This window comes from Pseudomonas sp. CH235 (assembly GCF_004368175.1).
Taxonomy (GTDB): Bacteria; Pseudomonadota; Gammaproteobacteria; order Pseudomonadales; family Pseudomonadaceae; genus Aquipseudomonas; species Aquipseudomonas paraglycinae.
Genome location: NZ_RRZJ01000029.1, coordinates 1 through 22,687, shown reverse-complemented (window position 1 = coordinate 22,687; position 22,687 = coordinate 1). Strand labels below are relative to the sequence as shown.

Annotated in this window: 21 protein-coding genes; 7 read left to right on the top strand and 14 right to left on the bottom strand. The window is 61.5% G+C overall.

Annotated elements, in window-relative coordinates:
- Positions 1–36: 36 nt before the first annotated feature.
- The 7 genes from EIY71_RS23315 to EIY71_RS23285 all read right to left on the bottom strand — a co-directional run bounded on the left by EIY71_RS23315 (position 37) and on the right by EIY71_RS23285 (position 7,447).
- Complete coding sequence (locus tag EIY71_RS23315; protein ID WP_134023288.1) at positions 37–1,677, bottom strand: BatD family protein; 1,641 nt, start codon at positions 1,675–1,677, stop codon at positions 37–39.
- Positions 1,674–3,410, bottom strand: a complete 1,737-nt coding sequence (locus EIY71_RS23310; protein WP_134023286.1) for a VWA domain-containing protein — start codon at positions 3,408–3,410, stop codon at positions 1,674–1,676. Before EIY71_RS23310 ends, EIY71_RS23315 begins: the two co-directional genes overlap by 4 nt.
- Positions 3,407–4,486, bottom strand: coding sequence for a VWA domain-containing protein (locus EIY71_RS23305; RefSeq protein WP_134023284.1), 1,080 nt, complete (start codon positions 4,484–4,486; stop codon positions 3,407–3,409). Before EIY71_RS23305 ends, EIY71_RS23310 begins: the two co-directional genes overlap by 4 nt.
- Positions 4,479–4,976, bottom strand: coding sequence for a DUF4381 domain-containing protein (locus EIY71_RS23300; RefSeq protein ID WP_129974087.1), 498 nt, complete (start codon positions 4,974–4,976; stop codon positions 4,479–4,481). The genes EIY71_RS23305 and EIY71_RS23300 overlap by 8 nt, the downstream gene beginning before the upstream one ends.
- Complete coding sequence (locus EIY71_RS23295) at positions 4,973–5,917, bottom strand: DUF58 domain-containing protein (RefSeq protein WP_007959332.1); 945 nt, start codon at positions 5,915–5,917, stop codon at positions 4,973–4,975. The genes EIY71_RS23300 and EIY71_RS23295 overlap by 4 nt, the downstream gene beginning before the upstream one ends.
- A gap of 5 nt (positions 5,918–5,922) precedes the next feature.
- Entirely contained in the window at positions 5,923–6,882 is a 960-nt protein-coding gene (locus EIY71_RS23290) for a MoxR family ATPase (protein ID WP_011334589.1), read from the bottom strand.
- Positions 6,883–7,093: 211 nt separating this feature from the next.
- Complete coding sequence (locus tag EIY71_RS23285; protein ID WP_003225678.1) at positions 7,094–7,447, bottom strand: hypothetical protein; 354 nt, start codon at positions 7,445–7,447, stop codon at positions 7,094–7,096.
- A 516-nt stretch (positions 7,448–7,963) separates the two neighbouring features.
- Between EIY71_RS23285 and EIY71_RS23280 the strand changes: the two genes are divergently transcribed.
- Entirely contained in the window at positions 7,964–12,850 is a 4,887-nt protein-coding gene (locus tag EIY71_RS23280; RefSeq protein WP_134023282.1) for an NAD-glutamate dehydrogenase, read from the top strand.
- A 269-nt stretch (positions 12,851–13,119) separates the two neighbouring features.
- Here the strand turns inward: EIY71_RS23280 and EIY71_RS23275 are convergent, their stop codons facing one another.
- The 4 genes from EIY71_RS23275 to EIY71_RS23260 all read right to left on the bottom strand — a co-directional run bounded on the left by EIY71_RS23275 (position 13,120) and on the right by EIY71_RS23260 (position 16,560).
- The gene (locus tag EIY71_RS23275; RefSeq protein ID WP_134023280.1) at positions 13,120–13,833 is read right to left on the bottom strand and encodes an ATPase; all 714 of its coding nucleotides are present in this window, start codon (positions 13,831–13,833) and stop codon (positions 13,120–13,122) included.
- Positions 13,834–14,061: 228 nt separating this feature from the next.
- Positions 14,062–14,481 (bottom strand): cupin domain-containing protein, encoded by a 420-nt coding sequence (locus tag EIY71_RS23270; RefSeq protein ID WP_134023315.1) that lies wholly within the window; start codon positions 14,479–14,481, stop codon positions 14,062–14,064.
- Between the two features lie 228 nt (positions 14,482–14,709).
- Complete coding sequence (locus EIY71_RS23265; protein ID WP_007959339.1) at positions 14,710–15,003, bottom strand: putative quinol monooxygenase; 294 nt, start codon at positions 15,001–15,003, stop codon at positions 14,710–14,712.
- A 120-nt stretch (positions 15,004–15,123) separates the two neighbouring features.
- Entirely contained in the window at positions 15,124–16,560 is a 1,437-nt protein-coding gene (locus EIY71_RS23260; RefSeq protein WP_134023278.1) for a PLP-dependent aminotransferase family protein, read from the bottom strand.
- Positions 16,561–16,870: 310 nt separating this feature from the next.
- Here EIY71_RS23260 and EIY71_RS23255 point away from each other — a divergent pair, with 310 nt between their 5' ends.
- Entirely contained in the window at positions 16,871–17,311 is a 441-nt protein-coding gene (locus EIY71_RS23255) for a carboxymuconolactone decarboxylase family protein (protein ID WP_007959341.1), read from the top strand.
- 124 nt (positions 17,312–17,435) lie between these two features.
- Here the strand turns inward: EIY71_RS23255 and EIY71_RS23250 are convergent, their stop codons facing one another.
- Positions 17,436–17,750 carry a hypothetical protein gene (locus EIY71_RS23250; protein ID WP_129974092.1) on the bottom strand — a complete coding sequence of 105 codons (315 nt, stop codon included), beginning with the start codon at positions 17,748–17,750 and terminating at the stop codon, positions 17,436–17,438.
- Positions 17,751–17,945: 195 nt separating this feature from the next.
- On the opposite strand from EIY71_RS23250, the gene EIY71_RS23245 reads away from it, so the two are divergent.
- Genes EIY71_RS23245 through EIY71_RS23235 form a run of 3 tightly spaced genes read left to right on the top strand, consistent with a single transcriptional unit; the run spans position 17,946 to position 20,140 of the window.
- Positions 17,946–18,620 (top strand): STN domain-containing protein, encoded by a 675-nt coding sequence (locus tag EIY71_RS23245; protein WP_134023313.1) that lies wholly within the window; start codon positions 17,946–17,948, stop codon positions 18,618–18,620.
- Positions 18,617–19,168 (top strand): RNA polymerase sigma factor, encoded by a 552-nt coding sequence (locus tag EIY71_RS23240; RefSeq protein WP_134023276.1) that lies wholly within the window; start codon positions 18,617–18,619, stop codon positions 19,166–19,168. Before EIY71_RS23245 ends, EIY71_RS23240 begins: the two co-directional genes overlap by 4 nt.
- 33 nt (positions 19,169–19,201) lie before the next feature.
- Positions 19,202–20,140: a FecR family protein gene (locus tag EIY71_RS23235; RefSeq protein ID WP_064600865.1), complete on the top strand. Its 939-nt coding sequence runs from the start codon at positions 19,202–19,204 to the stop codon at positions 20,138–20,140.
- A gap of 159 nt (positions 20,141–20,299) precedes the next feature.
- Here the strand turns inward: EIY71_RS23235 and EIY71_RS23230 are convergent, their stop codons facing one another.
- A complete protein-coding gene (locus EIY71_RS23230) occupies positions 20,300–20,908 on the bottom strand; it encodes a prepilin-type N-terminal cleavage/methylation domain-containing protein (protein ID WP_134023274.1) in 609 nt (202 codons plus the stop codon).
- A complete protein-coding gene (gene gspH, locus EIY71_RS23225) occupies positions 20,905–21,357 on the bottom strand; it encodes a type II secretion system minor pseudopilin GspH (protein ID WP_134023272.1) in 453 nt (150 codons plus the stop codon). The genes EIY71_RS23230 and gspH overlap by 4 nt, the downstream gene beginning before the upstream one ends.
- A 133-nt stretch (positions 21,358–21,490) precedes the next feature.
- Between gspH and EIY71_RS23220 the strand changes: the two genes are divergently transcribed.
- Together EIY71_RS23220 and EIY71_RS23215 are read left to right on the top strand one after the other, a co-directional pair.
- Positions 21,491–21,922 carry a type II secretion system protein N gene (locus tag EIY71_RS23220; protein ID WP_134023270.1) on the top strand — a complete coding sequence of 144 codons (432 nt, stop codon included), beginning with the start codon at positions 21,491–21,493 and terminating at the stop codon, positions 21,920–21,922.
- A 301-nt stretch (positions 21,923–22,223) separates the two neighbouring features.
- On the top strand, positions 22,224–22,687 hold a 464-nt coding region (locus EIY71_RS23215), incomplete at its 3' end, for a DEAD/DEAH box helicase family protein (RefSeq protein WP_134023268.1).

The window sequence follows — 22,687 nt, the reverse complement described above, 5'->3', positions numbered from 1 at the left end:
ATTAATAAATCCGCCCCTTTTTTATTTTTTACTGAGCTACTTCGGATAAAGCGGCGGCAACCCACTGTCCCCAACCGGATCCTGCACCCGCTCCGCCGTTGGAATCGTACGGATCGCCCGCCACAAATCCTCACCCTGCCAATGCTGCCCCGTCTCGCTGTACAGCGCGCCGTTCAAACCATCGAGCGCATCCGACAGCGGCACAAAACGCGCCGCCATATCCGCCAGGGTTTCCGGTTGCTGGCGGGCCCAGGCGTCGAGGGCCTGGCGGGTGGCGTGGGGGTCGTTGGCCTGGCTGGCGCGTTTGATGTCGTCGAGCAGGGTGCGGGGGCTCGGGCCGGTTTGCGCGGCGCGCAGGATTGCCGGCTGCCAGCGGGCACGCCACCAGAGGCCGAAGCCGAGCAGGGTGGTGCAGGCGAAAACGAAGGTGCTGAGTTTCCACCACCACAAGGCTTCGCTGTCGGCCGCGCTGAGCGGTAGTGCGTTGCCCGGCGGGGTGTCGACTTGCAGGCTCGGGTTGTTCGCCACTTGCAGGGTGCGCGCCGGCAGGCTGGTGTGTTCCAGGTGATCTTCGAAGGTGTTCCACCAGACCACGTCCACCGTTGGCAACTCGATCGAACCGCTGCGGCTCGGCACCAGCGCTTCGCGTTCTTCTCGGCTGCCGATCAGGCCGCGGTCGCTGCTCTGGTTGTTCAGCACCGGTTGATCCGGGTAGCGGCGCAGGCCATTGGCCTCGGTGGCGGGCAGGGCGGGCAGCTGCGAGCTGGCCAGGCCTTCGACCTTGAGGGTCAGGCTGCGGGTCAGGGAGTCGCCGACCTGGGTATGTTCCGGCTCCGGGTTCCAGCTCTCGCTCAGGCTCAGGCTGCGGGCCGGCAGCCACGGCGCATCGCTGGGGTAGGTCATCGGTTTCGGTTTGACCGTCAGCGACGTGGCGCTGGAGCTGACGCGCATCAGTTTGCCCGGCTTCGGCCCCTGTGCTGAGGCATCCTGCGATGGCTGGGTATCGACCAGTGTGGCGCTGAAGGTTTGCGGGGCGATGCTCAGCAAGCCGCTGTGCTGCGGATAGATCGCATAGCGCATCTCGATCACGCCATGGCGCACACCGTTGATGTCTTTTTCGTAGGTGCGCATGTCGCCCAGTTGCTCGATGCGCGCATCGGCGATCTGCAACGGCGTCAGGCTGCTGTCGTCGTACAGCGACACCGAATGGTAGATGCGCAACGTCAGGATGGCCTGGGCCTGCACGTAGACGCTGGTCTGGTCGAGGCTGGCTTCGATGAACACCGGTTCGCGGGCGCTGCTCTCTTCGCGAGTGTCGCTCTCGATCACTTGCACGGTGATGGGCTGGCTCTCGACGTCGCCCAGTTTCAGCGGCGGGATTTCCACGCTGCCGTTCTGCTTGGGCAGCAACGTGATGATCCAGCGCGTGGTGGCGCGGTTGTCACCGTTGAGTGTGTTCAACTGGTTGACCTGACGCGTGCCGCGCACTTCGAACAGGGGTTCCAGCGGGCTCAGATCCGGTTTGCCGAACTGCGTGACATCGTTGGACTCGAGGGTGAGTTCGACCGTCTCGCCGGAGTTCAGGCGACTGCGATCCACACTGGCCGTCAGCTCGGCCGCCTGGGCGGTGGCCGTGCAGATCAGCAGGGGCAGCAAGAGAGCGGTGAAACGGGTCATCGAATGTTTTCCTGATCCTGATGTTGTTGCTGTTCGTACCAGAATTTGCGTCGCAGCAGTTCGCCCGGATCATCCGGGATCTTGCCCAGCCACTGTTCCAGCGCCTGCTGTTGCTCGCCTTCGAGGGTGTCCTCATTGGGGCGCAGCAGCGGCGCAGTGTTCTGTTTCTCGCCCGGTTCGCTGTCCGGCAACTCGTTGGCACCCGGCAGCGGCGGGGTGGTCGGTGGCGGTTCGCTGGCGGACTCACCGGTTTGCGGTTCGCTCTGGGTTTCGCTTTTGACCGCTGGCGGCGGAGCGGTCGTTGGCGGTGGTTCATCGCCCGGTAGGTTTGGCTGCGCCGGTTTGTCTTGCGGTTCGGCCGGCGGCGGGGCGTTTTTCTGTTTCAGCAGGTTTTCCACCAGCGCCTTGTTGGTCAGCGCCGGACGCAGATCCGGCTGACGTTCCAGGGCCTGCTCGTAGGCGTCCAGCGCCGCTTCCAGCTCGCCGCTTCTGGCCAGGGCATTGCCACGATTGTAGTGGGCGTGGGCGTCGTTGCCCTCGGCGAAACGCTGAGCGGCGCCACTGTAGTCGCCGGCCTCGTACAACGCCACCCCTTGCCATTGCGGATCTTCGAAATGCTTCGCCGCCTCGGCCGGGCGCTTCTGTTTGAGCAGATGCAGGCCTTGCTGATCGGGACGCAGCCACAGGTCTTCGAAGTCGAAGGCATAGCTCGGTTGCGGCAACGCGAGCAGCAACGGCAGGCAGAACAGCCAGCCACGCCGCCCTGCGCACGCGGCGAGCAACAACAGCGGCAACAGCAGCCAGTAACCCTGATCGGCCCAGGTGTCGAGGCGCACGGTCTGGCCATCGTCGCGCAGGCTGCGCGGGCCATCGAGCAGGCCGAGGTCGCCCAGATCGGATTCATCCAGCCGTGCGCTGCGGTACTCGCCGCCGACTGCGTTGAGGAAGGCACCGAGGCCCGGGCTGTCGAGTTGCGGCACCCGGATCGCGCCTTGTTCATCCTTGAGGAAACTGCCGTCCTCCTGAGCAATCGGCGCGCCCTCGGCGGTGCCGACACCAAGCATCAACAATTGCGCCGATTGGCCGCTCAGCGCATGAAGAATGCCTTGGCGCTCCTCTTCCGACAGCGAAGAGCCAATCAGCAGAATCCGCCCCTGACCCAACGCGCCCTGCTTGAGCAGCGCCAGCGCCTTGCTCACTGCCAGATCGGCGCGATGGCCGCTTTCCGGCATCAGCGAAGGCTTGAGTGCGTCGAGCAGGTTGCGACTGGTCGCCAGGTCATCCGACAGCGGCACCAGCGTATGGGCGCTGCCGGCGTAAACGACGATGGCGGTCTGGGCATCGCTGCGCACTTTCAGCAAGTCGAACAGCTTGCGCCGGGCCTGTTCCAGCCGCGTCGGCGGCGAATCGGTGGCGAGCATTTCCGGGGTCAGTTCCAGCACCACCACCAGCGGATCGGCGGGTTTCTGGCTGGTCTGTTCGACCCGCTCCCAGCTCGGCCCGAGCAACGCCAGAATCGTCAGCAGCCAGGCCACGCTCAGGGCGACCCACGGCAGTTTGCTGTCGCGACCGCTGCCGCCACTGAGCAGCGTGGCGTGAAAGGCCGGCGTCAGAATCATCTGCCAGCGACCGGCGCGTTTCTGTCGGTGCCAGAGCTGCCAGATCAGCCAGCCGAGCGCCGGCAGCAGCAACAGCCACCAGGGACGGAACCAGTGCGGCCAGAGAGCGATCATCGGCGCCTCCGCAAACGCAAACGCTTGAGGCGCTCGCGCCAGTCAGGCAGGGGGCTTTGCAGATACAGTTCCTTGGTGAACAGCCGTTGCAGCGGGTTGTCCGGCCACAACACACGGGCCACCAGCAAAATACTCAGCAGCAGCGCGAATGCCAGCGGCCACTGATACAACGCCTGCGCCGGACGGGCCTGGGTAGGTTGCTGAGTCACCGGTTCGAGCTGGTCGAGGGTGTCCTTGATCGCTTGCAGTTGCTGGCCGTCGCGAGCGCGGAAGTACTGGCCTCCGGTGACTTCGGCGATGGCCTTGAGTGCCGGTTCGTCGAGATCGAGGGTCGGGTTGCCGCCGAGCAACGCCGTGGCGCCGCTTTCTTCGGGATCGGCACCGATACCGATCGGATAGATTTTCACGCCTTCGCTGGCGGCCAGTTTTGCGGCGGTCAGCGGGTCGATTTCGCCGCCATTGTTGGCGCCGTCGGTGACCAGAATCAGCACCCGGCTCTGGGCCGGACGCATGCGCAGGCGCTTCAGGGCCAGGCCGATGGCGTCGCCAATCGCGGTGTTCTTGCCGGCGATGCCGATCCGCGCTTCATCGAGCCAGACCCGAACGGTGCGCCGGTCAAACGTCAGCGGTGCTTGCAGGTAAGCCTGGCTGCCAAACAGGATCAAACCGACCCGGTCGCCGTCGCGGCTTTCCAGGAAGTCACCGAGCAAATGCTGGACCAGCGACAGGCGACTGACGTCCTCGTCGTTCCATTGCATGTCCGGGAAATCCATCGAGCCGGACACGTCCACCGCCACCAGCAGATCACGTCCACTGGCGGCAATCGGCAGCGGTTCGCCGAGCCATTGCGGGCGGGCGGCAGCGGTCAGCAACATCAGCCACAACAACAGAAACGGGGCCTGCTGGCGCCACGCCGGCAGATTGGCCCGGGCGCGACGGCGAGCGAGGCCTTCCAGGTCACCCAGGAAACTCACTTTCAACGCCGGCTCGCCGCTGTCGGCCACCGGCAGCACAAGGCGCATCAGCCACGGCAGCGGCAACAGCACAAAGATCCACGGCCAGGCGAACTCAAACATGTTTGCGGATCCAGGTGTCGACTGCCTGGGTCAGGCCGGCGATGGCTTTGTCGTCGAGCTTGCACTCGGGTTTGTAGGCGCCTTCGACGAGCACCATCCAGCGGGTCAGACCGGCGGCAGGGCAACGGTTGTCGAGAAACGCCAGCCATTTGCGGCCGTTGAGGGTGTGGCTCTGGCTGTAGGGATAGTGGTTGCGGCACAGGCGCTTGAGCAGGCCGTTGAGCTGCTGCAGCCAGGCCCCGGCCGGGGCGCCATCGTAGGGTTTGGGCATCTGCGCCAGTTCGGCGAGTGCGGCGATACGCACCGGATCGAGCGGCAGTTCGGCGCGCACGACCGGTTTTTTCTTGATCGGAATGAAACGTCGCAGCCGCCAGATCACGAAACCGATTACCGGCAACAGTAAAAGCAGCAGCCACCAGCCCGGCGCCGGCGGCCAGAAGGCAATCGGTGGCGGGGAGATCAGCGGTTGCAGTTGTTCGAGGCCGCTCATCGACCTTTCCCCGGACGTTGCGGGTTCAGGAACTCGCGCATCTGCTCAACCATTTCGCTCTGGGTGCTCAGTGGCATCAACAGCACTCGCAGCTTCTGCGCGAGCAATTCCCAGCGAGCGATCCGCGCTTCGGCCTGGGCGCGGTAGGTCTGGCGCAGATCGAAATTGAGGGTGTCGAGTTCCAGCTGCGCGCCACGTTCGGCGAATCTCAGCAGGCCGGCGGCGGGCAGGGCGTGATCCAGCGGATCGGACAGCGGCAGCATCAACAGATCGCAATGGCGCGACAACAGGCTCAATTGCTGCTCGGCGCTGTCGGACAGTGCGCGCTCGTCGCAGATCACGATCACCAGACTGCCCGGTCGCAGCACTTCACGGGCCCGGCGCAACGCTACGCCAAACGCATCGCGATCCGGCTCCCGCTCGCTGTGCAGCGACTGATTGACCTTCACCAAGCGGTTGAGCAGTTGCAACAGGCTCTGCTTGCTGCGGCGCGGTTTGATTTCGTAATGCTCGTTGTCGCCGAACACCAGTCCGCCCACCCGGTCGTTGTGACCCAGCGCAGCCCAGCCGATCAGCGCCGCCGCCTGCGCCGCGAGCACCGACTTGAACATCAGCCCGGAGCCGAAGAACAGCCGCGTGCTTTGCTCGACCATGATGAAAATCGGCCGTTCGCGCTCTTCATGGAACAGTTTGGTGTGCGGTTCCTGAGTCCGCGCGGTGACGCGCCAGTCGATGGTGCGCACGTCGTCGCCGGCCTGATAGACCCGCACCTGGTCGAAGTCGACGCCGCGACCACGGAATTTCGAGTGATGCAGGCCGATCAGCGGGCTGCGCTGGCTCGGCGTCGAAAACAGCTGCACTTCGCGCACGCGGTGACGCATCTCGATCAACTCGGCGAGGCTGATGCGGATGCCCGGTTCGGACGGCAGGGAGGCGTTCATCGGGGTCAAGCGACGGCTACGACGTCGAGAATCCGTTGCACCACGCGATCCTGATCGATGCCAGCGGCTTCGGCTTCAAACGACAGAATGATGCGGTGACGCAACACGTCGAACAGCACCGCCTGGATGTCTTCCGGGCTGACGAAGTCGCGACCGGCCAGCCAGGCGTGGGCGCGGGCGCAGCGGTCGAGGGCGATCGAGCCGCGCGGGCTCGCGCCGTAGGCAATCCACTCGGCCATTTCCGGGTCGAACTTGGCCGGGTTGCGCGTGGCCATGACCAGTTGCACGAGGTATTCCTCCACGGCGTCCGCCATGTACAGACCGAGGATTTCCTTGCGCGCGGCGAAGATCGCCTGCTGGCTGACCCGGCGTTCGGGCTTGGTTTCGCCGTTCAGGGCTTCGCCCCGGGCCTGTTGCAGGATCCGACGCTCGACGGCGGCATCCGGGAAGCCCATTTTCACGTGCATCAGGAAGCGGTCGAGCTGGGCTTCGGGCAACGGATAGGTGCCTTCCTGCTCGATCGGGTTCTGCGTGGCCATCACCAGAAACAGCGGCGACAGCTCGTAAGTGCTGCGCCCGACGCTGACCTGACGTTCGGCCATGGCTTCGAGCAAGGCTGATTGCACCTTGGCCGGGGCACGGTTGATTTCGTCCGCCAGCACCAGGTTGTGGAAGATCGGGCCTTGCTGGAACACGAAGCTGCCGGTTTCCGGGCGATAGATCTCGGTGCCGGTGATGTCGGCGGGCAGCAGGTCCGGGGTGAACTGAATGCGATGGAATTGGGCTTCGATGCCCTCGGCGAGCTCTTTGATCGCTTTGGTCTTGGCCAGACCCGGAGCGCCCTCGACCAGCATGTGGCCGTCGGCGAGCAGGGCGATGAGCAAGCGCTCGATGAGTTTTTCCTGGCCGAGAATCTGCGTTGAAAGAAAGGTTCGCAGCGCCAGCAGCGCTTCACGATGTTCCATCGATGACTGTTCCTGGAAAGGGAGGCCACAGGCGTTCGGATAACGCCGGGGCTGGGGGCGTTACTTTAATCCATCGCAGGGGGTGGCGACTAACGGCATTTTGCGCAAAGTGCGGGAAATGACCGGGGGATTTGTTGGAATTTTGTAGGGTGGGGTAGGTGCGGTGTTCTTTCGGGCCCTTTCGCTCGCGAAAGGGCCGGCCCAGATGCCATCAAATCTGGCTGATATAGGTGCCAGTACCATCAAGAATGTTCTTCAGGGTTTCCTCGACCTCAGCCAGATCCACCATGTCCGGATTGAAAGTGATTTCCAGCACATCATCCCCGTTCAACGCATCGGCATCGGCTGCAGCGATTTCGATCTTCAACAGAGTTTTGGTCAAAGTGACCTTGACGCCATCAAGGGTCGACGGCTCGCCATCCAGCGTGATCTCCAGCTCGTCCTCGTCCGGGTAGCGGCTCATCAGGAACATGTCGCCCTTGTCGCTGTGGCAGCAGAGCATGGCCATGTTGTCTTCTTCGTCGTCGCACGGGTTGACGATCAAAAGGGCGGTGGTCATTTGCATGGGGAATTCCTGCCTCGGCGGGCTTGTTGGTCGCAATTGGGCGCGATTCTGCCAGCCCCCGGGAATTTCTGCATGTGAGAGTGTCAGAGGATGTGTCGTGAACGCGACACAGGTCAATGGTCATTCCTGGCACGCCTGTACCGTAAAAACGGGCATTCAGACCGGCGTTCCGCCCCATGAATGCTAGTGTTTACCGATGCGCAGGCCTTGGTTTACGTGCCAATGACCGAATATGTCGCAGCACCGCAAGCAGACACATTGTCGCACCCATTAAGCTGCGCAACGGATGAGCACCCGTAAAGGCATTGCCATGGCCCCGCGAGCGGCGCCGGGCAGTCGTTTTTGCAGATGCCCATTCATGGAAGGTGAATGTGACCTGAGTGTCTCGTCCAGCTTCACCCACCTGTCACCCTGTTTCCTCTGCCCGAGAATCAGGAACAGGGCGACGGAACGCCCCGAAAGGGGTTTTGCACGCGACGCTTTCCATCAATAACAAGCCCAAGCGGAGTACCACAGATGGCGTTCTTCACCGCAGCCAGCAAAGCCGACTTCCAGCACCAACTGCAAGCGGCACTGGCGCAGCACATCAGTGAACAGGCACTGCCACAAGTGGCGCTGTTCGCTGAACAATTCTTCGGCATCATTTCCCTGGACGAGCTGACCCAACGTCGCCTCTCCGACCTCGCTGGCTGTACTCTCTCTGCGTGGCGCCTGCTTGAGCGCTTCGATCACGCGCAACCGCAAGTGCGCGTCTACAACCCCGATTACGAACGTCACGGCTGGCAGTCGACCCACACCGCGGTCGAAGTGCTGCACCATGACTTGCCGTTCCTGGTGGACTCGGTGCGTACCGAGCTGAACCGTCGCGGCTACAGCATCCACACCCTGCAGACCACCGTGCTCAGCGTGCGTCGTGGCAGCAAGGGCGAGTTGCTGGAAATCCTGCCAAAAGGCACCACCGGCGAAGGCGTTCTGCACGAGTCGCTGATGTACCTGGAAATCGACCGCTGCGCCAATGCGGCCGAATTGAATGTGCTGAGCAAGGAACTGGAACAGGTTCTGGGTGAAGTCCGCGTCGCGGTCTCCGATTTCGAGCCGATGAAGGCCAAGGTGCAGGAAATCCTCACCAAGCTCGATAACAGCGCATTCGCCGTCGATGCCGACGAGAAGACCGAAATCAAGAGCTTCCTGGAATGGCTGGTGGGCAACCACTTCACCTTCCTCGGCTACGAAGAATTCACCGTTGTCGATCAGGCCGATGGCGGCCACATCGAATACGACCAGAATTCGTTCCTCGGCCTGACCAAGATGCTGCGCACCGGTCTGACCAACGAAGACCGCCACATCGAAGACTATGCCGTGAAATACCTGCGCGAACCGACCCTGCTGTCGTTCGCCAAGGCCGCGCATCCGAGCCGCGTGCACCGTCCGGCTTACCCGGACTACGTGTCGATTCGCGAAATCGATGCCGACGGCAAAGTGATCAAGGAACACCGCTTCATGGGCCTGTACACCTCGTCGGTGTATGGCGAAAGCGTGCGTGTCATCCCGTTCATCCGCCGCAAGGTCGAGGAAATCGAGCGCCGCTCGGGCTTCCAGGCCAAGGCTCACCTGGGCAAGGAACTGGCTCAGGTTCTGGAAGTGCTGCCGCGTGACGACCTGTTCCAGACCCCGGTCGACGAACTGTTCAGCACCGTGATGTCGATCGTGCAGATCCAGGAACGCAACAAGATCCGCGTGTTCCTGCGCAAAGACCCGTACGGTCGTTTCTGCTACTGCCTGGCCTACGTGCCGCGCGACATCTACTCCACCGAAGTTCGCCAGAAGATCCAGCAAGTGCTGATGGAGCGCCTGAAAGCCTCCGACTGCGAATTCTGGACGTTCTTCTCCGAGTCCGTGCTGGCCCGCGTGCAACTGATCCTGCGCGTCGACCCGAAAAACCGCATCGACATCGACCCGCTGCAACTGGAAAACGAAGTCATCCAGGCTTGCCGCAGCTGGCAGGACGACTACGCAGCCCTGACCGTTGAAACCTTCGGCGAAGCCAACGGCACCAACGTGCTGGCCGACTTCCCGAAAGGCTTCCCGGCCGGTTACCGCGAGCGTTTCGCAGCGCATTCGGCCGTGGTCGACATGCAGCACCTGCTCAACCTGAGCGAGAAAAAGCCGCTGGCCATGAGCTTCTACCAGCCGCTGGCTTCCGGCCCACGCGAGCTGCATTGCAAGCTGTATCACGCCGATACCCCGCTGGCCCTGTCCGACGTGTTGCCGATCCTGGAAAACCTTGGTCTGCGCGTGCTGGGTGAATTCCCGTACCGTCTGCGTCACACCAACGGTCGCGAGTTCTGGATTCATGACTTCGCGTTCACCGCTGCCGAAGGCCTGGACCTGGATATCCAGCAACTCAACGACACCCTGCAGGATGCGTTCGTCCACATCGTCCGTGGCGATGCCGAGAACGATGCGTTCAACCGTCTGGTGCTGACCGCCGGCCTGCCATGGCGCGACGTGGCGCTGCTGCGTGCCTACGCCCGCTACCTGAAGCAGATCCGCCTGGGCTTCGACCTCGGCTACATCGCCAGCACCCTGAACAACCACACCGACATCGCTCGCGAACTGACCCGGTTGTTCAAGACCCGTTTCTATCTGGCCCGCAAGCTCGGCAGCGATGATCTGGACGACAAGCAACAGCGTCTGGAACAGGCGATTCTGACCGCGCTGGACGACGTTCAAGTCCTCAACGAAGACCGCATCCTGCGTCGTTATCTGGATCTGATCAAGGCGACCCTGCGTACCAACTTCTACCAGACTGACGCCAACGGCCAGAACAAGTCGTACTTCAGCTTCAAGTTCAACCCGCACTTGATCCCTGAGCTGCCGAAACCGGTGCCGAAGTTCGAAATCTTCGTTTACTCGCCACGCGTCGAAGGCGTACACCTGCGCTTCGGCAACGTTGCTCGTGGTGGTCTGCGCTGGTCCGACCGTGAAGAAGACTTCCGTACCGAAGTCCTCGGCCTGGTGAAAGCCCAGCAAGTGAAGAACTCGGTCATCGTGCCGGTGGGTGCGAAGGGCGGTTTCCTGCCGCGTCGCCTGCCACTGGGCGGCAGCCGTGACGAGATCGCGGCCGAGGGCATCGCCTGCTACCGCATCTTCATCTCGGGCCTGCTGGACATCACCGACAACCTGAAGGACGGCAAACTGGTACCGCCGGCCAACGTCGTGCGTCATGACGACGATGACCCGTACCTGGTGGTCGCGGCGGACAAGGGCACTGCAACCTTCTCCGACATCGCCAACGGCATCGCCATCGATTACGGCTTCTGGCTGGGTGACGCGTTCGCGTCCGGTGGTTCGGCCGGTTACGACCACAAGAAAATGGGCATCACCGCCAAGGGCGCGTGGGTTGGCGTTCAGCGCCACTTCCGCGAGCGCGGCATCAATGTCCAGGAAGACAGCATCACCGTAGTCGGCGTGGGTGACATGGCCGGTGACGTGTTCGGTAACGGCCTGTTGATGTCCGACAAGCTGCAACTGGTTGCCGCGTTCAACCACATGCACATCTTCATCGACCCGAACCCGGATCCGGCCACCAGCTTCGCCGAGCGTCAGCGCATGTTCGATCTGCCGCGTTCGGCCTGGACAGACTACGACACCAGCATCATGTCCGAAGGCGGCGGCATCTTCTCGCGCAGCGCGAAGAGCATCGCCATCTCGCCACAGATGAAAGAGCGCTTCGACATCCAGGCCGACAAGCTGACCCCGACCGAACTGCTGAACGCCTTGCTCAAGGCGCCGGTGGATCTGCTGTGGAACGGCGGTATCGGTACTTACGTCAAAGCCAGCACCGAAAGCCACGCCGATGTCGGCGACAAGGCCAACGATGCACTGCGCGTGAACGGCAACGAACTGCGCTGCAAAGTGGTGGGCGAGGGCGGTAACCTCGGCATGACCCAACTGGGTCGTGTGGAGTTCGGTCTCAATGGCGGCGGTTCCAACACCGACTTCATCGACAACGCCGGTGGCGTGGACTGCTCCGACCACGAAGTGAACATCAAGATCCTGCTGAACGAAGTGGTTCAGGCCGGCGACATGACCGACAAGCAACGCAACCAGTTGCTGGCGAGCATGACCGACGAAGTCGGTGGTCTGGTGCTGGGCAACAACTACAAGCAGACTCAGGCCCTGTCCCTGGCGGCCCGCCGCGCTTATGCGCGCATCGCTGAGTACAAGCGTCTGATGAGCGACCTGGAAGGCCGTGGCAAGCTGGATCGCGCCATCGAGTTCCTGCCGACCGAAGAGCAACTGGCCGAACGCGTTGCCGAAGGCCATGGCCTGACCCGTCCTGAGCTGTCGGTGCTGATCTCGTACAGCAAGATCGACCTCAAGGAGCAGCTGCTGGGCTCCCTGGTGCCGGATGATGACTACCTGACCCGCGACATGGAAACGGCGTTCCCGCCGACCCTGGTCAGCAAGTTCTCCGAAGCCATGCGTCGTCATCGCCTGAAGCGCGAGATCGTCAGCACCCAGATCGCCAACGATCTGGTCAACCACATGGGCATCACCTTCGTTCAAAGGCTCAAAGAGTCTACCGGCATGACCCCGGCGAATGTGGCTGGCGCTTACGTGATCGTGCGCGACATCTTCCACCTCCCGCACTGGTTCCGTCAGATCGAAGCGCTGGACTATCAGGTTTCCGCTGACGTGCAGCTGGAGCTGATGGACGAGCTGATGCGTCTGGGCCGTCGCGCTACGCGCTGGTTCCTGCGTGCCCGCCGCAACGAGCAGAACGCTGCCCGTGACGTCGCGCATTTCGGTCCGCACCTGAAAGAGCTGGGCCTGAAGCTGGACGAGCTGCTGAGCGGCGAAATCCGCGAAAACTGGCAAGAGCGTTATCAGGCGTACGTCGCCGCCGGTGTTCCGGAATTGCTGGCGCGTATGGTAGCGGGGACTACCCACCTCTACACGCTGCTGCCGATCATCGAAGCGGCCGATGTGACCGGTCAGGATCCAGCCGAAGTGGCCAAGGCGTACTTCGCCGTGGGCAGCGCGCTGGACATCACCTGGTACATTTCGCAGATCAGCGCCTTGCCGGTTGAAAACAACTGGCAGGCCCTGGCCCGTGAAGCGTTCCGCGACGACGTCGACTGGCAGCAACGCGCGATCACCATCGCCGTTCTGCAAGCGGGCGGCGGTGATTCGGACGTGGAAACCCGTCTGGCACTGTGGATGAAGCAGAACGACGCCATGATCGAACGCTGGCGCGCGATGCTGGTGGAAATCCGTGCCGCCAGCGGCACCGACTACGCCATGTACGCGGTGGCCAACCGTGAGCTGAACGACGTGGCGCTGAGCGGTCAGGCGGTCGTGCCTGCTGCGGCGACTGCGGAGCTTGAGCTTGCTTGAGTAGCCGTTGAATGAAAGAGCCCCGCTCTCGAAAGAGGCGGGGCTTTTTCATGCCTGTGTTCGGCGATATTGATGTGTTGATGCACAGAACCAACCCCCTCACCCCAGCCCTCTCCCCCAGGGGGGCGAGGGGGAAAGGGAGCAGATCTTCATGCTGTTCAAACCTGAGTTCGACCCAGGAATAACAGGTCGATGTATTTCGCCAATAACACTCGGTCAGTTCCCTCTCCCTCCGGGAGAGGGCTAGGGTGAGGGCAGCGGTCTAACTATCACTGCATACTAAGACCTTGTTTACGCTCGACCATCGACACGTTATCCGTCGACCTGGTCAATAAATTACTGAGCGACTGGTCAAACTTCTGCAGCGCCCGAACTTGCACATTCTGCTGTTCATTAATATCCGCCACGATATCTTCCGAACGTTTGTAATCCGCCCATAACGGTCTCAAGGCTCTGGCGTCCGTCCCTTTGGCCGTGCCGATATAGTTGAACTTCCCGTCATAAAAGTCCGCGCTCACATCCGCCTTGACGTCCGAACTGCGCGACGTAATCAACTGGCTGTGAGTGTCGACGATCGCCACCACATCCGGGTTGGCCGCGCGCAGGCTCTGCATGTCCGGGTACACCGTCACCGAGCCGAACTGGCGTTGCAGCGAAGCTTTCACCCAATCCGCCGCCATGTCCGGTTTCGAGGTAGCGACGTAGGCGTCGTGGATCGGCTGCACCAGCAGGCTCTGGCCGAAACCGGTGCCGGCGTTGGCCTGGTAGTTGCGCAGGTAGTCGCGGTTGGTCTGGGTGCTCGGGCTGTAAATCACGCCCAGCGACACGCCCGGGCCGGCCTTCACGGTGGTCATGTGGCTGCGGCCCACCGGGTGGGGCAGCAGGGTGTCGAGCGACGATACCGCTTTGGGCGCGGTGGGTACCGAGCAGGCCGTCAGTGTCAGCAGTGAAAGGAACAGAGTGCTGGCGAACGCAGGTTTCATGGTGTTTCTCCCGTGAAACAACTTCAGTCGGAAAGTTTAAGTTGCCACTGTTTGTGGCAGTTGAATCAGACTAAACCTGTGGCGGTTTTATGAAACGACCAATCAGTGAAGTTATCAGGAGGCCAATAGTTTTATTTGCTGTAAGCCGGGCAGGTTAATTGCGGCCAGCATTAAAAACGCCCAAATCGACGATTTGAGCGTTTTTATTTATGGCTGACGTAACAGCAATCAGTTTTCCAGGGGGATCAATACTTTCTCATCGGGCGACAGCACCATGAACACCAGCAATTTGGCCGGTTTGCTCTTGCTGGCGTTTTTCGAGATCAAATGCTCGGAACCGGCCGGCTCATACCAATACTGACCCTTCTTGTAGGTGATCGGTTGCTCACCTTTGACCTGGGAAACGATCTCGCCTTCCAGCACATACGCCATGGCTGTGCCGTCGTGTTTGTGGGCAATCGAAGCCTGGCCGGGTTTGTAATCGACCTCAATCATCATGGCTTTTTTGCCGGGCACGTTTTTCAGCATCTGATCCTGCAGCACCGAGATTTTCTCGGATGGGGAATCGGTGCCGTGCGCCAGTGCCGAAGCGCTGATGGTGAGGGCCAGAGCGGCGAGCGGGGCGGCAAGCAAGTGCAGGACTTTCATGGTGATCACCTGATAAGTGGGGGAGTCGGTCATCACAGTAGTCCGCGGGCCGGGGTATTCAAACGGCCAATATTCGGGAAGTTCGGGTGACCAATCTGGGGGATTGCAGCGCATTCAAATACGCCATAGCTGGCAAGCCAGCTCCCACAGTTTTTTGTGTCGTTCATATGATTTGTGAACAATACAAAACCTTGTGGGAGCTGGCTTGCCAGCGATGGCGTCCGTAAGTCAAACGATCGGAAAGGAGTTGAAATCCACGCTATTGGCCAGACGGCTGTCGATCAGGTCGATGAAGCCCTGGGCTTCCGGGCGATTGAAATGCGCCTGCATCGCCGCTTCCGACTGCCAGCGGGCGCTGACCGTCCAGCGGTGGCTGTCCTCGGGGCAGCGGTCGACCATGTAGGAATCGCAGCCCGGCGTTTCGCGCAGGGTTTCGACGATCTTCTGCAACTGCTTGCCCAGCTCCTCCGATCGGCCGGCGGCAGCCTGCACCTGTACGGTGTTGATCACTTCGTTGGACATTGCTCACACTCCTGAATCAGGCCGGACGAATCCTGCTCATTGAGGGATAACGCTTGTGCAGGATAGGCCTGCACCCCCGGATCACCAATAACCAATCGGCGGTTAATCGTTTAGGCCAATCTAACCAACAACCTGTTGCAGAATGTCGCGCAGGCGGTCGAGTGCGATATCGATGTCCAGGGTTTCGATGGCGCCGAAACCGAAGTACATCCCGCTTCTGGCCGGCTGCTGGTAATAGAAGCCATCAATGGCATACAGCCCGACTTCGACCTTTTTCGCCAGTTCGATCACCAGCGGCAAGTCGATCGGCACCTTGCAGAACACCGCCATGTGAAACCCCGCGCTGGGCGGCACGGCTTGCAGCCACGGCGACAGGTCGGTGGCCATGCGCGCCAGGATCCGCTCACGGCGCTGGGCATAAATGGTGTGGCAACGGCGGATGTGCTTGAGCAGACAGCCTTCGGCGATGAACTTGGCCAGCGCCCATTGCGGCAGGGTGGAGGCATGCAGATCAGTGAGCTGCTTGGCGCGGATCACCGCTTCGAGAATCGCCGGCGGCAGGATCGCGTAACCGAGGCGCAGCTCGGGCAGCAGGGTTTTCGAGAAGGTGCCGACGTAGGCGACGATGCCGCGCTGATCGAGCTTGTGCAGCGAATCGGTCGGGCGGCCCTCGTAGCGGAACTCGCTGTCATAGTCGTCCTCGATGATGATCGCGCCCAGCTCATGGGCCCGCGCGAGCAAAGCTTCGCGTCGCGCCTGGCTCATCGGCATGCCCAGCGGGAACTGGTGCGACGGCGTCACATAGATCAGCCGCGTGCCCTCGGGAATCCGCTCGACCTGAATGCCCTCGGCGTCCACCGGTACGCCGACCACCGTCGCCCCGTGAGTGCCGAACAGCAGCCGCGCCGGCGGGTAACCGGGATCTTCCATCGCCACCAGACTGCCGGGGCGAATCAACACGCGAGTGATCAGATCCAGCGCCTGTTGCGCGCCGTTGCACACCACGATGTCCTCGTCCTGACAATTCACGCCACGGGAAAACGCGATGTGCCGGGCAATCGCATTGCGCAGTGCCGGCAGACCTTCCGGCAAGCTGTAGAAACCTTTGGAATTGGCCATCTGCCGCAGTGCATGAGAGACGCAGCGGCGCCAGTCATCCTGGGGAAACTGGCCCTTGCTGGTGGCGCCGCCGATGAAGTCGTAGCGCAGCGAACCCTCAAGCGTCGGATGCCGCAGGAACACCGGCAGATTGCGCCAGCTCTCGATCACTTCGGAGCTGGCCAGTTCGGAATGGCTTTGTTTGCGCTGCACCGGCGTCGAGCGGGCGTTGACGTAAGTGCCTTTGCCGATCACGCCAGTGAGGAAATTCTCGTAGGTGAGTTGCGCGTAGGTGTCGGAAATGGTCTTGCGCGAGATCCCCAATTGCTCGGCGAGCAAACGGCTCGGCGGCAGTTGCGTGCCGGCGGCCAGACGCCCGGATTCAATGGCGCCGCGCAGTTGCTGGTACAACTGACCGGCCAGATCCTTGCGGCCATTGATCACGACATGAAGTTCCATACCGAGGGGGCTCTCCGGGCGGTTGAGTGTGCCGGCCAGATTACTCCCGAATGCAGTATCGACAGAAGTTGCGTAGTGCAAATCCCCCAAATTGGCATAGGGCCCTGTGGGAGCTGGCTTGCCAGCGATAGCGGTGTATCTGCTGACATCTATGTTGAATGTGATTGCCCCATCGCTGGCAAGCCAGCTCCCACAGAAATGTTGTTTTACTTGAATCAGTGGTCTGCCGTTTTTTCGTGCAATTGGGGCTGTAACGTTGCCCAACCAGCGCCTACCGTGAAATCACTCTTCTGCTGCCCGAGGCCCGCCCATGTCCCCGCGTCTGGATTACTACAGCGCTTCACCCAAAGCCATGAAAGCGATGATTGCCCTGGAAGCGCTGACCAGCAGCCTGAGCATCGAACCGCCGCTGCTGCACCTGATCAAGATCCGCGCCTCGCAACTCAACGGCTGCGCGTTCTGCACCGACATGCATTCGGTGGAAGCGCGGCGGGCAGGGGAGACGGATCGACGGCTGTACGCCATCGCGGTCTGGCGCGACAGCGGCTTCTTCAACCTGCGCGAGCGGGCGGCGCTGGCCTGGACCGAGGCGGTGACGCTGCTGGCGGACAGCCGGGTGCCCGACGATGTTTACCAGCAGGCGCGGGAACAGTTCAACGAGACGGAACTGGTGGACCTGACCATGGCCGTCAGCACCATCAACAGCTGGAACCGCCTGGCGGTGAGCTTCCGCCAGATTCCTAGCGACTGAACTCCAGACCTCGATCGTTCCCACGCTCCGCGTGGGAATGCCTCTGGGGACGCTCCGCGTCCAGTGACGCAGAGCGTCACGGGCTGCATTCCTACGCAGGAGCGTGGGAACGATCAGGTAAAAGTTAGTTCGGTGGCCGCTGCGGTTTCACCGACGTACCAAACGTGTTGCCCATCCGCGTACTGGTGGCCGCCGGCGTCGCCAGCCCCACCTGATTCGGCGGGCGTTTATTGACCGGCACATTCATCGCTTCCTGATTCTTCTGCGCAGCCGCCGCACCATTGGGGTTGTTGCCCATCTGCTGGCTCAGGCAATCGTAATTCGGCGCCTTGTAGCCACCCACCGTCACCTCGACACAGCCCAGTGGCTCCTCCGCGTGTGCACCGCCCAACACCGTCAGCAACAACCCGCCGAGGGCGACTTTCCAGACTGATTTCATGCCTGCCTCCTGGCCGGCCCGAAGGGGCCGCTCTGGCTCAAGAGTCTAGTGCAACGGCGGCGCCGATCCCGTGATGGTTTTTTTGCAGTGGCCGTCACACCAGATTCATAAACAGCCCTCAGGATGACGGTTTTCAGGGATACATCAGCCGTGCAGCGAGGCCGTGCCAGGGAGGATGTTGTGCGCTCAGCGCTCATGCGCCAGCTCTGTCTGGGGCTGCTGCTTGGCTTGTTTCTGGGCCGCGCCAGCGCCGACCCGATGCCGGCGACGATGCGCATGACGCTGCACATCCCGGCCCAGGAACTGGCCCGCGCCCTCGAACAGTTCAGCCGCGCCACCGGCATGGCGGTGCTGGTCGACAGCCAGTTGAGTCGCGGTCGACGCTCATTGGCGGTGGACGGTGAATTCACCGCCGCCGAAGCGTTGCGCCGGATGCTCGGCGGCAGCGGCTTGATGGCCAAGTACAGCCGCGACGACGCGTTCACCTTGCAGGTTGCGCAAGTCGAGGAAGTGCCAATGCCGGCGGAGAAACCAACCCCCGCCAGCGCAGCCGTAAACCGCAGTTACGCCACGGCGGTGCAGGCCGCGATTGAACGCAACCTGTGCCGTTCGCCGCTGACCCGGCCCGGCAGTTTTCGCGCGGTGTTGCAGTTGTGGATCGGCCGCGACGGCGTGGTGCAGCACAACCGGTTGGTCACCTCGACCGGTGATGTTCGGCGCGATGCAGCGCTGGTAGACAGTTTTCACACGCTCAAGATCGACCGGCCGACACCCGCCGCATTGCGCCAGCCAGTCACGTTGCTGTTGTTACCCGAATCGTCAGGAAAGCGCATGGAATGCACACAATGGGAAGGAGTTTCCGGGGGATGAAAGACGCCGGACAAAGTTCGATGGTCCAGCTGTTCCTGACGTCCTACGAGGACTTTCGGGTGCGCCTGCGACGCCGTCTCGGCTCGGAGGACCTGGCCAACGACGTGCTGCACGAAACCTACCTGCGGGTCGACCGCATGGAAGCGCCGCCGAACCTGCTGCGGCCCAACGCCTACCTCTATCGCATGGCCCTGAACATCGCCGCCGACCGCCGCCAGGCCGATGCGCGGCTGCTCACCGGCAGCGAAGTCGAAGAACTGCTGCAAGTCAGCGACGAAGCGCTGGACCCGATGCGCGTGGTCGGCGGCCAGAAGGAAATCCAGTCCCTGCTCAGCGCTCTCTACGAGCTGCCGGCCCGGCGGCGCCGGATCTTCATCGCCGCACGGCTGGAAGAGGCGCCGCACCTGGAAATCTCCCAGCGTTTCGGCATCTCCACACGCATGGTCGAGAAGGAAATCAAGACTGCCCTTGGACACTGCGCGGCCAAACTGGAAAGAAAAGTGTTTCAGCGGTTCGGTCGCGGGGCCGGAAAACCGTCTAGTGAATGAAGCTCCCGATCAACCCGTCGAGTACCTGCGCGTTTGAACATCTTCCGTCTGACACCTGCCGAGCCCACGCCTGCCGAGCGTCTGCAAAGCGAAGCCCGCGACTGGCTGATCCTGCTGACCTCCGGCCGCGCCACGGTCGCCGACGCCCGAGCGCTGCGCCAGTGGTGCGCCCAAAGCCCCGAACATGCTCGCGCCTTCGAAGAGTGCAAGGCCTTGTGGCACCTGCTGCAACCGGCGGCGGAAGCGACGCAGGCGCCACGACGGTTTGGACGAAGGGCGTTTCTTGGCGGCGCGATTGCTGCGTCGGCGGCGTTTCTGCTGGTGCGCGGCACGATACCGGGCGGCTTCTCCGGGCTTGGCGCGGATTACATCACCGAAGTCGGCCAGCAACGCCGGGTCGAACCGGCCGATGGCCTGAGCCTGGAACTGAACACCCAGACCCGCATCAACCAGCGTTCGGTGGATGAGGGCGTACAGGGCTTCGAATTGGTCAGCGGCGAAGTCGAAGTGCAGACCGCGCGGTTGCCGATGGCGATGCAGGCCGGTGGTGGTTGGTTGCGGGCGAGCAGGGCGCGGTTCAACCTGCGCAACCTCGATCAACAGGTGTGTGTGACGTGCCTCGATGGCGCAGTAGAAGTGGAAGTTGAAGGTCGTAGCCTGCGCCTGGAACCGGGCCAGCAACTGACCTATGACGCGCAACAGGTTGGCACCGTGCAAAGCGTCGACACGGCGGCGGTGATGAACTGGCGTCAGCAGGTGCTGGTGTTCAACGGCGCGACCCTGAGCCAGATGATCGACGAGATCAACCGCTACCGCCCAGGCATGTTGTTGCTGCTCAACCGCGAACTCGGCCAGCGCCGCGTGCAGGCGCGTTTCTCCCTCGATCAACTGGCCGGGGTAGGCGCGTTGATCCGCGACGCCTACGGCGTCAAATGCACCGAGTTGCCGGGCGGCGTAGTCGTCCTCAGCTAACTAACTAACACAACACCCACAAACACCCTAAAACCCTGTGGGAGCTGGCTTGCCAGCGATAGCGGTATGTCAGGCAATGAGATGTTGGATGTGAAGGCCCCATCGCTGGCAAGTCGAATCGTCGCACCGCAGCTCCCACGGGGACCTCGGTGACTTCAATTACTGCAACGGCCCCATCACCTGCCGATACTTCTCCACCCCCTGCGCCGTCTCCCGAGTCAACCGCACCTCCAGCCCCAACGGATCCTCCCGCCGATTCCCGCTCAACTGCCGCCACCCCTTATCCATCTCCCAAACCCGCACCTGCAAATCACTCACCTCGCCCAACACCGCAACCCCAGCCGTAGGCGCCGGCAACGGATACCGACTCCGCGCCGGCGCCACCGCGCGATACAACGTGTCCCCCTTGAGCCACCAGCGCACCCGCTGCAACGCCCCCGGCTGATCCGCCGCACTCCGAATAATGTCCAGCCGAAACCCCTTGCTGTCACTGCTGCGCACCGTAACGGCAGGCGGCGCCGTCGCCGGTTCATCCTCGGTGCCGACCTTCTTCGGCTCCGTCAGCTCGACCCCCGCGCGCATCTCCACATCCCGTTGCATCTGATTCAACGCCCGCAACAGGCTATCGCTCTGCTCACCACTGGCCTGCAAATGGCTGTCGGCGCGCGTGACACTGTCCAGCCCCTTCCAGGCAATCAGACTGACCACCGCCATCAACAGAATCGCGACCATCACCTCGATCAGCGTAAAACCTTGTTGTCTGTTCATTGCACGCTAATCCGGCCCGAAGCATCGCGCAGCACACTCAACCGATTGAGCCCGTCAGACAGCGTCAACTGCAGCGGCGGATTGATCCACTCAGCGTTCAGCACCACTTTCTGCTTCGGCTCCACCCGTACTTCCAGCTTCGGACTCTGCCAGGGACGCGGCCGCAACTGCGGGTCCCGATCGAAATGATCAAAACCCTTGCCACTGTGACTGCGCCGACTGAACCGAAACCCCTTGCTATCGCTCAACCACGCAATCGGCCGGCCATCGGCGCGAGCCTCAGCCTGAGCAATCTGCAGCAACTGCGCCACGCGCTCGGCGTCCTTGCGCAGCAACTGCAACGGATCGGGCTTGATACTCAGACTGATCGCCGCACTGGCGATACCGATGATCACCAGCACCACCATCAACTCGATCAACGTAAAACCCTGCTGCCTGCACCGGTTCATCGAATGCGCACTCCTTTGCGTCCAGCCCCGTCCCAAAAAACCATCCTGCACGGCCAACATGTAAGGCGTGTGAAATAAAACCGTGAGAATTGCCGCGTAGTCTGGTCACCGGGACTAAAAGGAGATTCAGCCCATGAGATTCACCGCACGCTTTTCACCCCCCCAAATCATCCAGGCCGCCGCACTGCTGGCGGCCCTGGTCGGCATCGCCACCTGGTCATCCCTGCTCCTGACCACCGCCGAATCCCACACCCCGGCCGCCACCCCCCAACTGCTCGCGGCGCGCAGCGATAACCCGGCGTTGCAGTGGTTTTCCAACCGCACGGCACCGGTGGAGATCAAGGTCAGCGGCGTGATGGCGGGGAGTCGCGGGGCGGTGGCGATCCTCAGCCTCAACGACGGACCGCCGAGGAGTTTTTTGCAGGGAGAGCGGGTGAGTCCTGGGGTGAAGTTGGTGGCGGTGGAGGGGGATGGGGTGGTGATTGAGCAGGGTGGAGAGAGGGTGAGGTTGGGGGTGGAGAGGTTGGGGGAGGGGGTGGAGATGCCTAGGTTGGTTAGACCGTGAGTTCTAAAGTTGGAGGCAGTTAAACTATAGTTTCGGTCAAGCTACTACCTTTTTGATAGCCGGTTCAAACGGATCGGTAAAAGAAGTGTGAGGGCAGGTAAAGAATGTACTGCTGAGAGGTCCGTAAGCGATGCCAAAATCTGCAATCCTTCTGCCTTCTGCATCGATATGGCCAACCGCCACACACCATGCTACGTTATAAAAGTAATTAGGCAGGGATGTCGAGCATCGCGACGCGATACCACCCTGGTTAAATGAAGTACGTGGGCTATAACTTAAATAATCAAGGGTGGGTTATAAGATGGTCGACTTTAATTCGAAACTTAATAATACAGCTCAAGCTAGCCCAATAGATCCACTTGAGTTATATGAGACGTTGGATAGGGCTAGTGATAAAGGTCCGCTAAGAGAATCCCAAGAAGAAGTTTTAGCAGAATGGCATGCTAATCACCGGTCCCAGCGCGATACAATCGTCAAACTCCATACAGGCCAAGGCAAAACGCTTATTGGTCTGCTTATGCTTCAATCTCTGATTAATGAAAAGAAAGGTCCTGCACTATACATTTGCCCAGATAATTTGCTAATAAGTCAGACAAAAGAACAAGCAAGGCTGTTTGGGATAAAAGTTTGTGATGAGTCGGATGAGATTCCCGATGACTTTAGTAGTGGTGAAAAAATATTCGTCACGTCTGTTCAAAAACTATTTAATGGTCTTACCAAATTTTCGTTGGGTGCAAGATCACTGAAAGTCGATTCGATCTTAAT